The organism is Marinomonas primoryensis, assembly GCF_013372285.1.
GTDB lineage: Bacteria > Pseudomonadota > Gammaproteobacteria > Pseudomonadales > Marinomonadaceae > Marinomonas > Marinomonas primoryensis.
In genome coordinates, this window is the sequence record NZ_CP054301.1 from 1111729 (window position 1) to 1129339 (window position 17611).

17 protein-coding genes are annotated in these 17611 nt (G+C 43.8%); 13 read left to right on the forward strand and 4 right to left on the reverse strand.

Annotated features, from left to right (window positions below; genetic code table 11):
- Window positions 1–43: 43 nt before the first annotated feature.
- The 4 genes from MP3633_RS05175 (at window position 44) to MP3633_RS05190 (ending at window position 4476) form a co-directional block, all read left to right on the forward strand.
- Window positions 44–271, forward strand: a complete 228-nt coding sequence (locus MP3633_RS05175; RefSeq protein WP_112140092.1) for a hypothetical protein — start codon at window positions 44–46, stop codon at window positions 269–271.
- The gene (locus MP3633_RS05180) at window positions 264–2612 is read left to right on the forward strand and encodes a heavy metal translocating P-type ATPase (protein ID WP_176334731.1); all 2349 of its coding nucleotides are present in this window, start codon (window positions 264–266) and stop codon (window positions 2610–2612) included. The genes MP3633_RS05175 and MP3633_RS05180 overlap by 8 nt, the downstream gene beginning before the upstream one ends.
- A 152-nt stretch (window positions 2613–2764) precedes the next feature.
- A complete protein-coding gene (locus tag MP3633_RS05185; RefSeq protein ID WP_217909053.1) occupies window positions 2765–3079 on the forward strand; it encodes a DUF411 domain-containing protein in 315 nt (104 codons plus the stop codon).
- Window positions 3080–3513: 434 nt separating this feature from the next.
- Window positions 3514–4476 (forward strand): sensor domain-containing diguanylate cyclase, encoded by a 963-nt coding sequence (locus tag MP3633_RS05190; RefSeq protein WP_176334733.1) that lies wholly within the window; start codon window positions 3514–3516, stop codon window positions 4474–4476.
- Between the two features lie 142 nt (window positions 4477–4618).
- Here MP3633_RS05190 and MP3633_RS05195 read toward each other — a convergent pair whose 3' ends face one another.
- Window positions 4619–5494, reverse strand: a complete 876-nt coding sequence (locus MP3633_RS05195; protein ID WP_204359625.1) for a mechanosensitive ion channel family protein — start codon at window positions 5492–5494, stop codon at window positions 4619–4621.
- Between the two features lie 537 nt (window positions 5495–6031).
- On the opposite strand from MP3633_RS05195, the gene MP3633_RS05200 reads away from it, so the two are divergent.
- Both MP3633_RS05200 and MP3633_RS05205 read left to right on the forward strand, forming a co-directional pair.
- On the forward strand, window positions 6032–6838 hold the full coding sequence (locus MP3633_RS05200; RefSeq protein ID WP_176334734.1) for an alpha/beta fold hydrolase: 807 nt from the start codon (window positions 6032–6034) through the stop codon (window positions 6836–6838).
- 2 nt (window positions 6839–6840) lie between these two features.
- Complete coding sequence (locus MP3633_RS05205) at window positions 6841–7758, forward strand: sensor domain-containing diguanylate cyclase (protein WP_176334735.1); 918 nt, start codon at window positions 6841–6843, stop codon at window positions 7756–7758.
- Window positions 7759–7836: 78 nt separating this feature from the next.
- Here the strand turns inward: MP3633_RS05205 and MP3633_RS05210 are convergent, their stop codons facing one another.
- Genes MP3633_RS05210 through MP3633_RS05220 form a run of 3 tightly spaced genes read right to left on the reverse strand, consistent with a single transcriptional unit; the run spans window position 7837 to window position 12083 of the window.
- Window positions 7837–9564 (reverse strand): SulP family inorganic anion transporter, encoded by a 1728-nt coding sequence (locus MP3633_RS05210; protein ID WP_176334736.1) that lies wholly within the window; start codon window positions 9562–9564, stop codon window positions 7837–7839.
- Window positions 9565–9576: 12 nt separating this feature from the next.
- Entirely contained in the window at window positions 9577–11154 is a 1578-nt protein-coding gene (locus MP3633_RS05215; protein ID WP_176334737.1) for a bifunctional protein tyrosine phosphatase family protein/NAD(P)/FAD-dependent oxidoreductase, read from the reverse strand.
- 50 nt (window positions 11155–11204) lie between these two features.
- On the reverse strand, window positions 11205–12083 hold the full coding sequence (locus MP3633_RS05220; protein WP_176334738.1) for an MBL fold metallo-hydrolase: 879 nt from the start codon (window positions 12081–12083) through the stop codon (window positions 11205–11207).
- A gap of 222 nt (window positions 12084–12305) precedes the next feature.
- Between MP3633_RS05220 and MP3633_RS05225 the strand changes: the two genes are divergently transcribed.
- The 7 genes from MP3633_RS05225 to MP3633_RS05255 all read left to right on the forward strand — a co-directional run bounded on the left by MP3633_RS05225 (window position 12306) and on the right by MP3633_RS05255 (window position 17609).
- A complete protein-coding gene (locus MP3633_RS05225) occupies window positions 12306–13655 on the forward strand; it encodes a sigma-54 interaction domain-containing protein (RefSeq protein ID WP_244959847.1) in 1350 nt (449 codons plus the stop codon).
- A gap of 331 nt (window positions 13656–13986) precedes the next feature.
- Entirely contained in the window at window positions 13987–15468 is a 1482-nt protein-coding gene (atpD, locus tag MP3633_RS05230; protein ID WP_244959849.1) for a F0F1 ATP synthase subunit beta, read from the forward strand.
- Window positions 15443–15859, forward strand: a complete 417-nt coding sequence (locus MP3633_RS05235; RefSeq protein ID WP_176334739.1) for a F0F1 ATP synthase subunit epsilon — start codon at window positions 15443–15445, stop codon at window positions 15857–15859. The genes atpD and MP3633_RS05235 overlap by 26 nt, the downstream gene beginning before the upstream one ends.
- Complete coding sequence (locus MP3633_RS05240; RefSeq protein ID WP_176334740.1) at window positions 15856–16221, forward strand: AtpZ/AtpI family protein; 366 nt, start codon at window positions 15856–15858, stop codon at window positions 16219–16221. Before MP3633_RS05235 ends, MP3633_RS05240 begins: the two co-directional genes overlap by 4 nt.
- On the forward strand, window positions 16208–16564 hold the full coding sequence (locus tag MP3633_RS05245; RefSeq protein ID WP_244959851.1) for an N-ATPase subunit AtpR: 357 nt from the start codon (window positions 16208–16210) through the stop codon (window positions 16562–16564). The genes MP3633_RS05240 and MP3633_RS05245 overlap by 14 nt, the downstream gene beginning before the upstream one ends.
- Entirely contained in the window at window positions 16564–17268 is a 705-nt protein-coding gene (locus tag MP3633_RS05250) for a F0F1 ATP synthase subunit A (protein WP_176334741.1), read from the forward strand. Before MP3633_RS05245 ends, MP3633_RS05250 begins: the two co-directional genes overlap by 1 nt.
- Before the next feature lie 59 nt (window positions 17269–17327).
- Window positions 17328–17609, forward strand: coding sequence for a F0F1 ATP synthase subunit C (locus MP3633_RS05255; protein ID WP_112140065.1), 282 nt, complete (start codon window positions 17328–17330; stop codon window positions 17607–17609).
- The last annotated feature ends 2 nt before the right edge of the window (window positions 17610–17611 follow it).

Below are 17611 nucleotides of genomic sequence, written 5' to 3' on the forward strand. Positions count from 1 at the left end.
GCATCACCATTGATTTCTACGATATAAAAGAGAGGAGAATACTATGATGAACGAAAGCATGTTTGGTAGCACTATGTGGACAGGCCACTGGTTATGGATGTTGGTTGTTGCTATTTTAGTCGTTGTACCTGTCTATCGAATATGTCAGCGAGCTGGATATTCTGGCTGGCTGGGATTGCTGATACTGGTCCCAATGGTCAATCTGATTTTGTTGTATTTTATTGCTTTTTCTGACTGGCCCGCGAGTAAAAAAGGAGCGCAAGATGAGTGAGCACACGAATCATCATGAACATAAAAGCCATGGGGTGCATGACCCTGTGTGCAAAATGTCGGTAGACCCTCAAACCGCAAAGTATAGTAGTCAGCATGTAGACAGGACTTGGTATTTCTGTTCTTCCGGTTGTCAGTCGAAGTTCGATAATAATCCAGATAAGTATCTCAACGAAGAAAATGAGCAGACAGAGCCGGTTGCGGCCGGAACCATGTTTACCTGTCCTATGCATCCAGAAGTCCGTCAACAAGGCCCCGGTGAGTGCCCGATTTGTGGCATGTCGCTGGAACCTGAGGAAGTAAGCCTCGACGACGGGCCTTCCGAAGAGCTCGCCGACATGACTCGTCGATTCTGGATTGGTCTGGCCCTTGCGCTTCCGGTTTTTTTGATTGAAATGGGAGGCCATCTCTTTAAAATTGACCACATTGTGTCGCCACAAATATCTAATTGGATTCAGTTGGTTTTAGCCACTCCAGTGGTCGTTTGGTGTGGCGCACCCTTCTTCGTTCGTGGTTGGAAATCAGTACTCAGTCGCAACCTTAATATGTTCACACTTATTGCCATCGGTACGGGTGTTTCTCTGTTGTACAGTGTTGTCGCAACCTTGGCTCCGCAGATATTTCCTGAGGCTTTTCATGCTGATGATGGCTCAGTCTCTGTGTATTTCGAGGCGGCCGCTGTCATTGTTGTGCTGGTGTTGTTGGGTCAGGTACTTGAACTCCGAGCGCGAGAAAAAACCTCTGGCGCTATCAAAGCCCTATTGGATCTAGCACCGGCCACGGCAAGAAAACTGGACGATGATGGCAGTGAGTCTGATGTGTCGCTCGATCAAGTTAAGGTTGGCGATCGATTGCGAGTTCGACCAGGCGATAAGGTGCCTCTAGATGGCGAAGTGCTTGAAGGCCATTCTAACGTCGATGAATCCATGGTCACTGGTGAGCCCTTGGCTATTAGTAAGAAGACTGGAGATCAGGTAATTGGTGGTAGCATTAATCAGCAAGGCAGTTTTATTTTACGGGCTGACAAAGTTGGCCGTGACACAATGCTGTCCCAGATCGTCCAGATGGTTGCCAGTGCGCAGCGAAGCCGTGCGCCTATTCAGGGAATGGCTGATAAAGTGGCGGGTTGGTTCGTCCTGGTGGTCCTACTGGTCTCTGTCATTGCATTCGGAGTCTGGTCTATCGTCGGTCCAACGCCACCTATGGCCTTTGGTCTGATTGCCGCCGTGAGTGTGTTGATTATTGCTTGTCCCTGTGCCTTGGGTCTGGCGACTCCTATGTCGATCATGGTCGGTGTCGGTCGTGGTGCTCAGGTCGGTGTCTTGATACGAGATGCCGAGGCGTTAGAGCGGATGGAGAAAGTAGACACAGTGGTCGTGGATAAAACCGGGACCTTGACCGAGGGAAAACCTCAGGTGACAAAGCTGGTCTTGGCAAACGGTTTCAGCGATGAAGACTTGATGCGTTATTCCGGAAGTCTAGAAAAGGGTAGCGAGCATCCTTTGGCGCATGCCATTTTGGATAAAGCTAACACCATGAATCTAACGCTGCCAGACGCCATAGATTTTGACTCTCCGAACGGCAAAGGCGTTACCGGTGAAGTCGATGGGAAAAGGGTTCTGCTTGGTAATCGATTGTTAATGCAGTCAGAAAATGTTGATACATCCGCCTTTGAGGAAGAAGCCAACCAACTTCGAGAGGACGGTGCTACAGTAATTTTTGCCGCAGTTGATGGAAAGGTTTGTGGTTTGTTGGCGATTGCAGACCCGATCAAGGACACCACTAAAGCGGCAATAATCGCTCTGCAGAAGGAAGGGATTAGGGTGGTGATGCTGACCGGAGATAACCGTACCTCCGCCGAAGCCGTTGCCCGCAAACTTCACATTGATGAAGTGAAAGCAGAAGTGTTGCCGGAAGATAAAGGCAAAGTTATTCAACAACTTAAGAATGAGGGGCGTGTTGTTGTTATGGCTGGAGATGGTGTAAATGATGCGCCAGCCTTAGCAACCGCAGATGTAGGTATTGCCATGGGGACAGGAACCGACGTGGCCATAGAAAGTGCGGGCATTACTCTGTTACGCGGCGATTTGATGGGCATTGTGGAAGCACGGCGATTATCCCGGGCAACCATGCGTAATATTCGGCAGAATCTGTTCTTCGCATTCATTTATAACATGGCAGGCGTACCGATTGCGGCAGGGGTGCTTTATCCGTTTACGGGTATTCTTTTATCGCCAGTTTTTGCCGCTGCAGCCATGTCGCTGTCCTCGGTCAGTGTGATTTTGAATGCTTTAAGGTTGCGTGCGGTGAAAATATCGGATGACAAAATTAATATCAAATAGCTAATTTTGAAAGAGGTAAAAATATGAAGGTAATAAATAAAATCATCGCAACGTCAATCTTAACGTTAGTAAGTGCTAGCGTGTTGGCACAACCTATAATAGATCTCTATAAGTCTCCGACATGTGGGTGTTGCATTAAATGGAGTGAGATAATGAAGGCAGAGGGTTATACCGTCAATTATCATCACAAAGAAGACTGGTCCTCTTTAAAGAAAGAGGCAGGTATGCCCATGGAACTACAATCATGTCACACCGCGTTGATCGACGGTTACTTAATTGAAGGGCATGTACCAGAGCAAGATGTGGCGCGTTTAATACTAGAAAAGCCTGAAAATGTATCAGGCTTGGCTGTGCCTGGAATGCCAAGATATTCTCCTGGCATGGCAGCGAAAGGTAAGGGATACAGAGATTTTAATGTGGTTCAGTTTAGCCAACAAGGAGTGATGACAGTTTATAAAAAATATTGATAAACGATTAATCCATTAAATCCAACTGGTTAGTTAGCTGATGTAATAGGAGCTCGCTAACCAGCTTTGATAATAGGTTCCAAATTCACCTTTGGTACTCGCCTTGTTATACAAGATAGCGGGTTTGCTTCTTCCTTAGCTCTTGAGTACGTTTTATAAATTTAATACGATCAAGCCATTTATATGAGATTTTGGTGCACTTTCCTGCTTCTATCTTTGTCAAATATGCCAGCTTTTGTTGGAATTTAAGCACAGTCTCCTTATCAAAAAAGTCAAAAAAATAATATTAACCGAACACATAAGTAAAAAATCCGACAACCTCATAAAATAAATGTTTTTCCATGTTTTTCCATGTTTTTCCATGTTTTTTTCAGTTCCTGATTTTGAATTTACTGCTACAATTTAAAGAAATATTTAACAGGAAATGGACCCTTATGATTAAGCCTGAAATTCCGAAAAATGAAGCTGAGCGATTGCATGCTTTGAGAACGTTAAGAATCCTTGATACGTCACATGAAGAGCGATTTGATCGCGTGACGCGTATGGCCAAGCGAATGTTTGAAGTACAGATTTCCCTTGTCAGTTTAGTTGATGAAGACCGTCAATGGTTTAAATCCAAGCAGGGGCTGGATGCGCCCGAAACGCCTCGTGACATATCATTTTGTGGGCATGCTATTAATCAAGACGGGTTATTCATTATTCCGGACGCGTCTGTCGATGAACGCTTTTTTGATAACCCTCTCGTTACCGAGGCTCCAAACATTCGTTTTTATGCCGGTTACCCTTTAAAGCTTAGGCAGGGCGTTAGCATAGGTACCTTGTGCCTTATCGATAGTGAGCCTAAAGGCCTTGGTGAAGAAGATCAGCAGTTGCTTAGAGATTTGGGCGCTATGATTGAGCAAGAAATCCAATCCATTCAACTTGCTACGTTGGATGAATTAACCTTAATCTCTAACCGACGTGGCTTTTTGACACTGGTTGAGCACAGCTTTAAATCGTGTCGACGTAATGAAAAGCCCATGTCGTTTATATTGTTTGATCTAAACAAATTTAAGGCCATCAATGATAACTATGGTCACCATGAAGGTGACTTTGTTTTGACTACTTTTGCACAAATAATGCTCGACTCATTTCGCGATTGCGATGTGATTGGCCGACTCGGTGGAGATGAGTTCGTTGCTATGCTAAGCGACTCAGACGAAGGGAAAGCCGATATTGCTTTAGAGCGGTTTGCTACCGCCGTCGAAAAGGCAAATGAAACCTTAAATAAACCATATGAAATTGAGTACAGTGCTGGTGTTATGCACTTTGAACACGATACGGAAAAATCAATAGAAGAAATGATCCAAGATGCGGATGCCGCGATGTACGAGCAAAAGAAAGGTAAGGCTCGATAGCGATTTGATTGATGCTTTATAGTCACTATAAAGCATCAATTAGCCTTTTTTAGGCGCCATTTTATAGCGGTTAGCGTATGACTCTTATTGCTAAAATCTAGGTGCCACCAAGGGAGGTAGGTTTTTCTATAACACTGGGTGATTAATCAGGCACATCGTTCTTAAGCAGTCTTAGACTACCGTCAATGTGAATATCTCGCTGTGGAAACGCAATGACAATATTGTGCTCGGCGAGTAATTCATCAAGACGAAAACGCACATTACTTTTTGCCACTCGTAAGCCACCTTCAACGTTAGATTGTATCCAGAAATTCACTTCAAAAATAAGTGCGTTGTCGCCAAAGTCTTCAAAAATGACTTGTGGTTTAGGTGTGCTTAGAACGCCTTCTTGCTCTTCGGTGGCCTGTAGAATCAATGCAGCAACTTTCTTTGCCGGAGAACCATAGGCGACGCCTATTTTGACTGAGGTTCGCATCAGCTTGTCTACTAACGTCCAGTTCACAATCGTATTTTCTAGCAGCTTACTATTGGGGATAAGCATGTGGACGCCATCTACTCGTCTGAACCGAGTCGAGCGAGTATTAATTTCTTCGACAATGCCTTTGGCGTTTTCAACTTCTAAAAAATCGCCGATGCGGATGGGCTTTTCCCACATCAAAATCCAGCCACTGATAAAGTTGTTAATGATATTTTGTGCGCCGAAACCAAAGCCAATGGCAATCGCGCCGGATAAAAAGGCAAACGCGGTGATAGGGACATTAATAATGTCTAAAACTGTGATCGCTATAATGCTAATGGCGAGTGCGTACAGAAGACGACGGACTAGATGTATGATATTTGGATCGGCGTTTCTGGTCGTTAATTTCGACGTTAATAGGCGGACCAAGTATTTGGTTGCCCAAAAGCCGACAAGCGCTAAGATTGGAATCAGTAATACACCGCCTATCGTGATGGAATGATCTGCGACGGTAAAGAATTTATAGCTCAATATGCTGTATACGTTATCTATGTCTATCAAAGGAATGACTCCTACAATTTGAGTAGAGTATTAAACACTATTTCTACGGTAAAATATCTAGGGAATGTGCGAATTAATGCCTAGTAAATAGATCCATCGAGCCCTACCGCAGCAGGTCTTTTGCCGACGAAGATGTGTCGCATTCCTTAGTAGTAATAGTGGTACACATTAAGCTGTCCAGCAATGTATGATGTCATAATAACTGAAGTGGTTATGGGATAACTTATTCGCATATGGCTAAACACATAAAGTCACATGCCATTCTTCAGAGGCAGACGCTTTCACTATTCGAATGCTGCTTTTAACAGGTTACGTAAAAGTACAATTATTAATTGGTATTAAGCTTAGAAACCACTCACACTGCCTCAACTCTTACACGTTTTTAATCAGTGAAAATTCATATGTAAAGGGAATGACAGCCTTCCCTTTACATATGAGGACTCTATTAATAATAGAGTCTGGATGACTATATCTAATGTCAAAAAAAATTATGCTAACCAGTAATTTTCTCTACTAATAAAAAAAGGAAATAACCAGATGTTAAATTCAAGTGATGTTCTCATTAGAAATAATGTCAAATCAATTGGGTCTGGCAGCAAAACCTTGCTTCTCGCTCATGGGTTTGGGTGCGATCAAAACATGTGGCGTTTTTTAACACCCGCACTGATAGAGCACTTTACGATTGTATTGTTTGACTATGTTGGTTCAGGTGCTTCTGATATATCTCAATACGACAAGCAACGCTATAGCCGGCTTGAGGGTTATGCTGAAGACATCATTGAAATATGCGATGCTTTGCAACTATCAGATGCCATTTTTATTGGGCATTCGGTAAGCAGTATTATTGGTGGTATTGCGGCCACTAAAAAGCCTTCTCTTTTTTCTAAGTTGATAATGGTGTGTCCATCGCCTTGTTTTTTAAATATTTCACCGGATTATTTTGGTGGTTTTGAAAAAGAAGATCTATTAGAGCTATTGAATCTAATGGATAAGAATTACATTGGCTGGGCGAATTATTTAGCACCTTTAGTCATTGGTGGAACGAATTCTGATGAGTTTGTTGGTGAGTTATCGGGAAGTTTCTGTTCTACAGATCCAGTAATCGCTAAGAATTTTGCGCAAGCAACATTTTTATCTGATCATCGTTATCTTCTTAAAGAAATAAAACAACCATCATTAATATTTCAAAGTAGCAATGATGCATTGGCTGCTACATCTGTTGGAAAATTTATCGCAAGTGAAATATCGAACAGTAAGCTTGAAATAATATCAGCAGATGGCCATTGTTTACATATGACACACCCAGAGAAAATAATAGATTCGATCATTGAATATGCGAATTAAAAATGGAAAATAAAAATGATAATTTCAAAGAAAAGTTTTTAAATTACTCTCCAGATGAGTTTCCTAATGGGGCTTTGGTTACTAACGATTCAAAAATTATTGTTTATGTAAATTCTTATTTTACGACTGAGCTATTATGGAAGGTTGACGATATTGTCGGTAAAAATATTGATATTTTATTGACTAAACCTTCCTGTATTTTCTTTCAAAGTTATATTATTCCAACACTTTCACATGAAAAAAAGTGTGAGGAAATGCAGCTGACCATATTTAACGCGAGAGGTATACGAATTCCAATAACGGTTAATGCTGCTGTTGGTGAAGATGGTTATGTATATTGGAGCTTTTTCAATTCTTCCAAGCGAGATCAGCTTTATGATGAATTAATAAAAGCACGAGAAAGATTGATAGAGACAACAGATGAATTAAAATTACTGGCTTCGATTGATGATTTGACTGGGCTTTTAAACAGAAGAGAAATGAAGTATCAAAGTAACTTGGCGCTTAAGGATGTGCTAAGTGAGCAACACCTTGCCGGTTTATTAATACTAGACATTGATCATTTTAAAAAAATAAATGATACCTATGGTCATTTAGAAGGTGACAGAGTGTTAAAAAAGCTTGGGCAATTATTAATAAGTCAGAGTGAAAAGACAGATCTTGTTTCTCGGTTTGGTGGAGAAGAATTTTTGATTTTTCGGCCAAATACTAATAGAGATGATATGTTATTATTTTGTAAAAAACTTCATGTTTTAATGGCTGATATTGTCGTTGGTACTATTTCCCTTAAAGGGAGTGTCGGTGTGAGTTTTTTTAGCGAAAGAATGACATTTGATGATGTATTCACCCAAGCCGATAGCGCCTTATACAACGCAAAAGAGCTTGGGAGAAACAGGACTGAAATTTATAGTAATAATTGATCTTATTTCTTACCTCTCATTAATTATTAATACGAACGTTATACTATATAACGGAGTATAAAATATTTTCCATGGAATTTATTTTATATTTGAGTTGGTTTCCCCTTCTATATCTTTAAACGCCTGATATTGAGATAAATACACACGACCACTTAAATGCTGTAAAAAACCACTGCACTCTAAATGATCCATGACAGGCCCTTTTACTTCGGACAGTGATAGCTTGATTCCAAGGGTTAATAATTGGTTATTTAACGATTCGAGCATTTCCAATGCACTAAAATCAATTTCATTCACGGCACTGCATTGAATGACTACGTGAGTAATTTCTTGGCGCTTATTGATGCTGTCTATTATGTAATCTTCTAGAAAGGCTGCATTTACAAAGAACAAGCTTTCATCAGGTCGTAAACACAGAAGATTAGGGGACGTTTTTACCTCATAGCGTTTCACATTGCGAAAATGCTCGGTGCCTTCAATCAGCCCAACTTCCGCCACGTGTGGTCTGGATGTGCGAGATAAGTGCAGTAGGATCGATAAACCGACGCCTGATGCAACCCCCACCTCTACTCCTAACAATAACGTAACAATAATGGTCGCCAGTACGGCATAAAAGTCACTACGAGAGAAGGACCATGTCTTTTTCAAAATAGAAAAATCGATCAAGGTGGTGACAGCCACAATAATGGTCGCCGCCAGTGTCGCTTTAGGAAGAAAGAAGAGAACGGGTGTCAAAACGAGAGACGCAATCATAATACCAATCGCTGTCATCACACCGGCCAGTTGCGTGACGGCGCCCGCATCAAAATTGACAACAGAGCGTGAAAAGCCGCCCGTCACAGGAAAACCACCAGACACGCCAGACGCGATGTTTGCAGCCCCTAAACCGATGAGTTCTTGGTTAGGTTTTACCTTTTCTCGTCTTTTTGCTCCCAATGTTTTACCGACGGAAATGGATTCTACATAGCCAATGATGGAAATCATTAAAGCGGGTAACGCTAAGCTTTTGACCAATTCAAGCGATGGTAAGGACAGACTCAAATGAGGCAAACCAGCAGGAATTGTTCCAGTGATAGCGACCCCATGAGCCTGTAGGTCAAAGGCATAAACAATGCCTAGACTGGATAAAACACCAACAATAGGGGCGGTTTTCGCCAAGGATGCGGCGGAGGCTTCTGGCACTTTTAGCATGAGGAAAAAGCGTTTGGCATAACGTCGTGCTAACAGCAAAAACAAGACAACAGACACGCCAACCACAAAAGTAACGGGTTTAAAGTCACCAATGCTCTCTAGCATGCTGAGTATCTGTGTCACCACATTATCGCCATGGGCTTGAATGCCAAAAATATGCTTGAGCTGACTCAACGCAATAATAATACCCGAGGCAGAAATAAAACCAGAAATCACAGAATGAGACAGAAGATTGGTAACCATACCAAGCTTCATCACACCCATGATGACCAGCATGACGCCAGACAATAAGGCGAGGGTAATCGCCCCCGTTAAATAACTCGCGCTACCTTGCTCAGCAATGGCGGCCAGAGACGTAGCGGTCATTAAAGACGCAACGGCAACAGGACCAACGGACAACGACGTGCTGGTTCCAAATACAGCATAAAGCACTAAAGGCAGGATGCTTGAATACAAGCCTATTTCTGGTGGAACCCCAGCCAACATGGCATACGCCAAGGACTGAGGGATCAACAGCATGGTAACAATAAAGGCCGCCGTAGCATCCTGGCCAAATTGCACACGGCTATAATTTTTTAGCCAAGATAACGCAGGAAATAAGCGTTCAAGCATCATGTTAGACTCTCGTTATTTTCGCATTTTAGGTGAGACAAACCACTCATAACCTTTCAACATGCCATGCCAATAGAAGGGAGGCAACAGGTCTTCCTTGAGTATCCACGCTAATCGTGTCGCTTTCGTGCCGTTGTTAAGCCAGTTGGGGAAGGTGGGCATTAATGTGCCACCATAGCCAAATTCTGCTAAGACGATTTTGCCTTTTTCAACGGTCAGTGGGCATGAACCATAGCCATCGTAAATCGCTCTGATACTATGGCCTTGTAATGCGTCGACAATATTTTGTGCTACAACAGGTGCTTGTTTACGAACCGCAGCCATGGTTTTTGCATTCGGCGTATTGGCCACGTCACCCAGTGACCAAATGTTGTCAAAGGCAGTATGTTGTAAGGTTTCTTTATCGACATTAACCCAGCCAGCATCATCGACTAAAGGGCTGTTGCGGATAAAGTCTGGCGCGCTTTGTGGCGGACAAACGTGCAGCATATCGAAATCGGTTTCGACGATCGTTGGCTGGTCGTTTTCATCTTTTGCCGCGAAATAAGCTCGCTTGTTTGGACCGTCCACTTTAACTAGATTGTGGTTGAAATTCGTTGTGATCTGATATTTTTCGATGTAGCTTTGAAGAGCAGGTACATACTCAGCTACTCCAAATAGCACGCCGCCAGCATTGTAAAAAGAGACATCAATATTGTTAAGCGTGTCTTGCTTGAACCAGTGATCGCAAGATAAGTACATCGCTTTTTGTGGCGCACCAGCGCATTTAATGGGCATCGGTGGTTGGGTGAAAATCGCTTTTCCGTCTTTAAGGTTATGCGATAGTTCCCATGTGTAAGGCGCTAAATCGTATCGATAGTTAGACGTGACACCATTGCGGCCTAATGTTTCGGACAAGCCTTCAATGGCGTCCCAGTTCAGCTTAATACCAGCCGCCACCACTAAATACTGATAACCGATGTGGTGGCCATTCTCAAGCGTCACTTTGTTGTCGTTGGGGTGAAACGTTTTGACGGATTCCTTAAGCCATTTGGTTCCTTTAGGAATGACATCGGACATGTTTCTTCGCGTGCTTTCTGCTTTAAAAACCCCACCACCAACGAGTGTCCAGCCAGGTTGATAAAAATGATTGGCCGCGGGGTCTATTAAGCAAATGCTCAAATCTGGCTTACGTTTCAATAAGCTGGCCGCGGTGGATATGCCTGCTGTGCCAGCACCCACAATGACAACATCAAACGTCATATCATCAGAAGGTGTTGTTGATGAAGTTTCAGTGGCTGCTTGCCAAATAATGCTAGAGCGGTTGCCTGTTCGACAATACGCGTGAATGTTGTCGCCTCCCTTAATGACGGCTTTAAACGCTTCCACATCCGAAGGTTGCATTTGCCCACCGGTAAAGGGAATGTGCATGGCGTTCATGTTTTTTTCTTTTGCTAAGGCTTCTACCTCAGCAAAAGACAATTGACCTTCTTCTTCATTATCAGGTCGATTGCAAATGATGAGAGTGATACCTAGCTGTGACAAGGTTTCTATGTTGGCCAAGCTAATTTGGTCAGACACCGAATAATTATCCGTAATTTGTTTGCGTAACATGTTTGTTTCTCCGATGTTTTTATTAGAATGTATGTATGAATATCGTTGGATTATTTAAAGGCATTCAATGGGATTTTTAAGTAAACCAAGCCGTTCTCTTCCGCCTTTGGCATATGTCCAGCCCGCATATTGATTTGAAGTGACGGTAGGATAAGACGTGGCATGGACAATGTTTTGTCTCGTGTTTCGCGTAAATCGACAAACACAGACTTACTAATGTCACTTTTGACGTGAATATTCCCTTCTCGTTGTGCTTTTACCGTCGTTTGAAACTCCAACTCGCGGCCATTTGGGCAATAGTCATGGCACATGAAAATACGATCATCTTCAGGCAACGCTAATATTTTTTGAATGGAATCAAACAAGGTGCCAGCATCGCCACCAGGGAAATCGGCGCGAGCCGTGCCCGCATCGGGCATGAATAAAGTATCACCAACGAATACTGCATCCCCTAAAATATGTGTAAAGCAAGCTGGCGTATGGCCGGGGGTGTGCATTGCCACACATTGCATTGACCCCACTTGATACACTTCACCATCACTGAATAGGTGATCAAACTGGGAACCATCGTGTTTAAAGTCAGCGCCTTCATGGAAGACGGCGGCAAAAGTGTCTTGCACGGTTGTAATGTGTTTGCCTATGCCGATTTGGCCGCCTAGCTTTTCTTGCAAGTAAGGCGCGGCGGAAAGGTGATCCGCATGAACATGCGTTTCAATCAACCATTCGACATTGAGTTTATGAGCGGCGACGTAGTCTACGATTTCATCGGCTCCCTTATAAGAAGTGCTGCCTGAAGCATAATCAAAGTCTAAGACACTATCAATAATCGCGCAGTTGGATGAATCTGGATCCTTCACCACATAAGAGAAAGTATTAGAATCTTTATCAAAGAAAGCCGCTACATTGGGTTTTGCTATTGTGTTAGTCATTACTCTTCCCCTTTCGGTTTTGTCTTTAATCTGTAAATAACCGCTTAGCGGTTTGATAACCTCTATAGAGCAGAAAGTATGCCAATGATATGGTTTAAATATAACTCATTGAATTTTATTGGTTTATTGTGTTTTATAAAATCCCCCAATTAAATTAACTTTGACTAATATAGTAGTATTTGCCATATTTTGTTTTCTATTTTGACAAATATGACAATTTTTATGAACATCATTGCATCCGATGTACCTTCTTATGAAGGGATGGCGAATATGTTAGAGGGCTATGACTGTCCTGCTATTTTAGTGTCTGTGGATTATCAAATATTAGCGATCAATCAACTTTACCGAAATGAATTTGGTGATGTTCCACTGCCTAAAAAAGCTCATTGCTATGAGGTTTCTCATGGCTATACCGTTCCCTGTGATGAGGCCGGAGAGGATTGCCCTTTGTCTGCGGTAATACACAGTGGTCATAAAGAACGTGTGCTTCATATCCATCAAACTCCCCGTGGAAAAGAGCATGTCGATGTAGAAATGCTGCCTATTCATGATGGTCAAGGTGAGTTGCTTTTCTTTGTTGAGCTATTGCGAAGAGTGTCAGTCGCCAGCGCTGAAAACATGAGCAACAAGCTGGTGGGGGCGAGTAAACGCTTTAATCAGATGTTAGAAAAAGTCACCCGAGTGAGCCGAAGTGAGGCTTCTGTTCTCTTATTGGGGGAATCAGGAAGCGGTAAAGAGCTAGTGGCGACGGCGGTTCATCAAGGTAGCCACAGGGCGAATAATTCATTAGTGACGTTAGAGTGTGCGGGGCTGACCGACTCGTTGTTTGAAAGTGAACTGTTTGGTCATGTAAAAGGTTCTTTTACAGGGGCCAATAACAACCGAACTGGGCTGGTTGAGTTGGCCAATGGTGGGACTTTATTTTTAGATGAAATCGGCGATGTCCCGCTGTCTATGCAGGTAAAACTGTTGCGTCTTATTGAAACGGGCTCTTTTCGGCCGGTGGGGTCTTCGACCATTAAGCACAGTAATTTCCGTTTAATTTGTGCGACTCATAAAAGCCTTGCTCAAATGGTGAGAGCAGGGGCGTTCCGTCAAGACCTCTATTACCGGATTAATGTTTTTCCTATTTATGTGCCTTCGCTGCGTGAGCGACAAGACGATCTGCCTTTGTTAATTAACACCTTACTCAAACGTATTAGTGAACGAAAAGAGTACCACCTTACCGATTCCGCCTTACAAATACTAAAGCGATACGATTTTCCGGGTAACATCCGAGAGCTGAGTAACCTCCTGAATCGAGCGATCATTCTGACGGACACCAATCTTATTGAACGCAGTACGATTCAAGAATGTTTGGACATTGATAATGAACTTAGCCAACAAGGTGATACTCCGTTAACGCTGCCGTTGAGTTCTAAAAAAAGCCATGGTTTTGAAGAGGAGTGGATGGATTTGAAAACCGCGGAAAAACATTATTTATCCGACCTTATGGCGTTTCATAATAATGATAAAGAGAAGGTGGCGCAGGTGGCTGGTATTAGCCTTCGTTCTTTATATCGTAAGTTATAAAACTTTTATTGGCACTATGAACCTCATACTTAACCAACATGCTCAATAGCTGAAAGTGGCGACGGAGCTATTGATCGTCGTGAACAAAAATCCGATCTTACCCCTAGGGAAGCAAGTGAGCTTGTTCGCACCTTCCTAGTCTATCCTCCCTAAGATGCTAACTGCTTATTGCCTGTCATGGATCATTGTTTGAGCCGTCGACATTACGCTAACGTAGTAGTTACAGATAAAAAATGCAGCACTCCTGTGATTGAAGAGGGTAATCGAGATTAAGTTTTATTACTTAGATTGACCTTTCTTGGCGATGGGATGTTAATAAAGGGATTAAGGCATGACAGACTTGCACACTAGCGTCAAAGAAGCAGAAGAAATCACCACAGAAACAGCCCCCCTTAACACTGGTACTGTGATTTCTATACGCGGCAGTGTCGTGGATGTGCGTTTTGATCATCAGTTGCCACCGATTCGTACCTTGTTGCATACCGGAACCAAAAAACAGATTGCCATTGAAGTTTTTTCTCAATTAGACGCTCATCGAATTCGTTGTATTGCCCTGACGCCAACCCAAGGTCTTGCCCGTGGCATGTTGGTAGAAGACACTGGAAAACCCTTACAAGCGCCGGTTGGAAAAGAGGTTTTGTCGCGCATGTTCGATGTATTTGGCAACACCATTGATCAAAAAGCGCCACTAAAAGAGGTTCAATGGCGTTCCGTTCATAATGAGCCTCCCGCCTTAGAAAGACGCTCCACCAAGACGCAAGTATTCGAAACCGGAATCAAGGTGATTGATGTCTTAATGCCGCTTGAACGCGGCGGTAAAGCCGGTTTATTTGGCGGTGCGGGTGTTGGAAAAACCGTTCTGTTGACCGAAATGATTCATAACATGGTCGGTCAACATGCAGGCGTGAGTATCTTTTGTGGCATTGGTGAACGTTGTCGAGAAGGTGAAGAGCTCTATCGCGAGATGAGAGACGCGGGCGTGTTGGATAACATGGTGATGATGTTTGGGCAAATGAATGAACCGCCCGGCGCGCGTTTTCGTGTGGGTCATGCGGCGTTAACCATGGCGGAGTATTTCCGTGACGACGAACATCGCGATGTTTTGTTACTCGTCGACAATATTTTTCGTTTCATTCAAGCGGGCATGGAAGTGTCTGGTTTAATGGGACAGATGCCTGCTCGGTTAGGTTATCAGCCAACCATGGGCACCGAATTATCGCAATTAGAAGAACGTATTGCCAATACTGGCAGCGGCGCAATCACCTCGATTCAAGCCGTGTATGTGCCAGCCGATGACTTCACTGATCCTGCCGCCGTGCATACTTTTTCACATCTTTCCGCTTCGATTGTGCTGTCACGTAAACGTGCCAGTGAAGGGCTTTACCCCGCGATCGACCCGTTACAGTCCAGTTCAAAAATGGCGACGCCGAGTATTATCGGCAGACGACATTATGACCTTGCGCAGGATATTCGTCGTACGTTAGCGCAATACGCAGAGCTTAAAGACATCATTGCCATGCTCGGCATGGAGCAGTTATCGCCAGAAGATCACAAGGTGGTTGGGCGTGCTCGACGCTTAGAACGTTTTTTAACTCAGCCGTTTTTCACCACCGAGCAATTCACCGGTATGTCTGGGAAATTGGTCAGTCTTGATGATGCATTGGATGGTTGTGAACGGATTCTTAAAGACGAATTTGAAGACTATCCTGAAAGCGCGCTCTATATGATTGGCGCGATTGATGAAGCGCATAAAAAACATAAGCCGCTCGGTGCTAAGGAGGATCAACATGCCACAAGCGCACATGACGCTTAAGGTTTTGTTGCCTTACAAAGTCTTTGCCGAGGCGCATCAAGTTAAGCGTATTGTCGCGATGACGCATCAAGGCGCGTTTGGCATTTTACCCAATAGATTGGACTGCGTCGCCGCGTTGTCAGCGGGCATCTTGGTCTTTGAAGTCGAAGGCGCAGAAGAAACTTACCTTGCGGTGGATGAGGGTGTGTTGGTGAAAACGGGTTTAGACGTCAGGGTTTCTGTACGAAATGCCATGAGTGGCATGGGTTTGGACGCCTTGCGAGCCGCGGTAGAAAAAGAATTTATGCAGCTCGACGAGCAGGAGCGATCACTGCGTTCTGTGTTGACCAAGATGGAAAGTGGTTTTATTCAACGCTTGGTAGCGTTTAAGCCGGATACAAACGTGTTATGAAAAATGAGAATGAACCGGACTCTACATTGAAAAAAAAATCGCCCAGCATCGATAGCCAACAAAACTACAGCCAGCAGGTGGGCGACATGGCGTCACGTAAGCTAAAGGCGCAGCGTCATGTTAATAAAACCGTGTGGTCTGGGTTAGGGATGATGGGATTAATTGGCTGGTCTATAGCGATTCCCACGGTACTCGGTGCAGGGCTTGGTATTTGGTTAGACGATCTTTATCCCGGTGGACGTTCGTGGACATTGGCGCTGCTGGTCGTTGGTCTTTGTCTTGGCTGTTTTAATGCGTGGCACTGGGTCGATAAAGAAGACAAAGATATTCATCAACATGAGGATAACAATGATGCTGATTGATTTTAGCGACAACCTATGGAGCGGTATTGCCTACGCAATTTTTGTGGGCGTATTGCTTGGTGTTTTTTATTTTGCAGGACTTTGGTGGACCGTACGTCGACTTGGTTCCAGTCACTATATCGCGCCATTGTTTCTGTTTAGTATGTTGTTTCGTATCAGCGTCGTCATGGTCAGTTTTTATGTGTTTTTGGGCAATGATTGGCGAACGTTATTACTGGGCTTACTCGGATTTTTCGTACTGCGATTGTTTGCTACGGGCCTTATTCGTTTAAAGGACAATCCTGTTGTCATCGCCCCCGTTCTTAGCATCAAAGATCAGCATTCTTCGTCGGGTGAGCGCTAATGAACCTCAGTCCTGATCAAATTATTTATTGGCAAATGGGATTCTTCAAGCTCAATGCCACCATTGTATTTACGTGGTTGGTGATGTCAGTGCTGGTGGTGGCTTCTATTCTAATCACGCGTAAATTGACTATTAATCTACAGCGCTCTCGCTGGCAGAATCTGTTGGAAGTGGTGGTGATCAGCATCAGTAAGCAGATCGAAGAGGTGGGGCTAAGCCAACCTAATAAATACCTTGGCTTTTTGGGCTCGCTGTTTTTATTCATTGCGCTTTCTGCGCTTGGTACCGTGATTCCGGGGTTTGAACCACCCACAGGCTCGCTCTCTACCACGGTCGCTTTGGCTGTGTGTGTGTTGGTGGCAGTACCGTTATTTGGTATTCAAGAGCAAGGGTTGGGTTGTTACCTTTCTTCTTATGCCAAGCCAACCATCATTATGCTGCCATTTAATATTATTAGTGAGGTGTCGCGAACCTTGGCGCTCGCGGTGCGATTGTTTGGCAATATGATGAGCGGCGCGATGATCATCGCGATATTGCTCACTATTACGCCGTTCTTATTTCCTATTGTGATGACTTTACTTGGTTTACTGACAGGCATTGTTCAAGCCTACATCTTTTTTATTCTGGCAACCGTGTACATCGCGGCGGCCACCCGTTCCCAAAAAACAGAAGTCCAACTAGCTGAGCCTAATGCGCCCAGTTAACTGTTATGACGATTTAACTTTAATGGCTATTTAATCTTATGAACATTTATGGAGTGACTATGGACAGCATGACGATTATTGCGGTGGTATCGATTATTACCGCGGGACTGACGATTGCCATCGGTGTTATTGGGCCGTCATTGGGGGAAGGTAAGGCTGTGGCGACCGCGTTGTCGTCATTGGCTCAGCAACCAGATGCCTCAGCAACCATTACCCGAACCTTGTTTGTGGGTCTGGCGATGATCGAATCCACCGCGATTTATTGTTTTGTGGTGTCAATGATTTTGCTGTTTGCCAACCCTTTCTGGAATTACGGCATTGCCCAAGCGACAGGTCAATAAAT

Bases quoted from the DNA above. Each gene is read 5' to 3' on its own strand.
- MP3633_RS05190 (WP_176334733.1), top strand. From the start codon at position 3,514: ATGATTAAGCCTGAAATTCCGAAAAATGAAGCTGAGCGATTGCATGCT.
- MP3633_RS05200 (WP_176334734.1), top strand. From the start codon at position 6,032: ATGTTAAATTCAAGTGATGTTCTCATTAGAAATAATGTCAAATCAATT.
- MP3633_RS05175 (WP_112140092.1), top strand. From the start codon at position 44: ATGATGAACGAAAGCATGTTTGGTAGCACTATGTGGACAGGCCACTGG.
- MP3633_RS05255 (WP_112140065.1), top strand. From the start codon at position 17,328: ATGGACAGCATGACGATTATTGCGGTGGTATCGATTATTACCGCGGGA.
- MP3633_RS05220 (WP_176334738.1), bottom strand. From the start codon at position 12,083: ATGACTAACACAATAGCAAAACCCAATGTAGCGGCTTTCTTTGATAAA.
- MP3633_RS05250 (WP_176334741.1), top strand. From the start codon at position 16,564: ATGAACCTCAGTCCTGATCAAATTATTTATTGGCAAATGGGATTCTTC.
- MP3633_RS05210 (WP_176334736.1), bottom strand. From the start codon at position 9,564: ATGATGCTTGAACGCTTATTTCCTGCGTTATCTTGGCTAAAAAATTAT.
- MP3633_RS05225 (WP_244959847.1), top strand. From the start codon at position 12,306: ATGAACATCATTGCATCCGATGTACCTTCTTATGAAGGGATGGCGAAT.
- MP3633_RS05185 (WP_217909053.1), top strand. From the start codon at position 2,765: ATGAAGGCAGAGGGTTATACCGTCAATTATCATCACAAAGAAGACTGG.
- MP3633_RS05245 (WP_244959851.1), top strand. From the start codon at position 16,208: ATGATGCTGATTGATTTTAGCGACAACCTATGGAGCGGTATTGCCTAC.
- MP3633_RS05240 (WP_176334740.1), top strand. From the start codon at position 15,856: ATGAAAAATGAGAATGAACCGGACTCTACATTGAAAAAAAAATCGCCC.
- atpD (WP_244959849.1), top strand. From the start codon at position 13,987: ATGACAGACTTGCACACTAGCGTCAAAGAAGCAGAAGAAATCACCACA.
- MP3633_RS05235 (WP_176334739.1), top strand. From the start codon at position 15,443: ATGCCACAAGCGCACATGACGCTTAAGGTTTTGTTGCCTTACAAAGTC.
- MP3633_RS05180 (WP_176334731.1), top strand. From the start codon at position 264: ATGAGTGAGCACACGAATCATCATGAACATAAAAGCCATGGGGTGCAT.
- MP3633_RS05215 (WP_176334737.1), bottom strand. From the start codon at position 11,154: ATGTTACGCAAACAAATTACGGATAATTATTCGGTGTCTGACCAAATT.
- MP3633_RS05205 (WP_176334735.1), top strand. From the start codon at position 6,841: ATGGAAAATAAAAATGATAATTTCAAAGAAAAGTTTTTAAATTACTCT.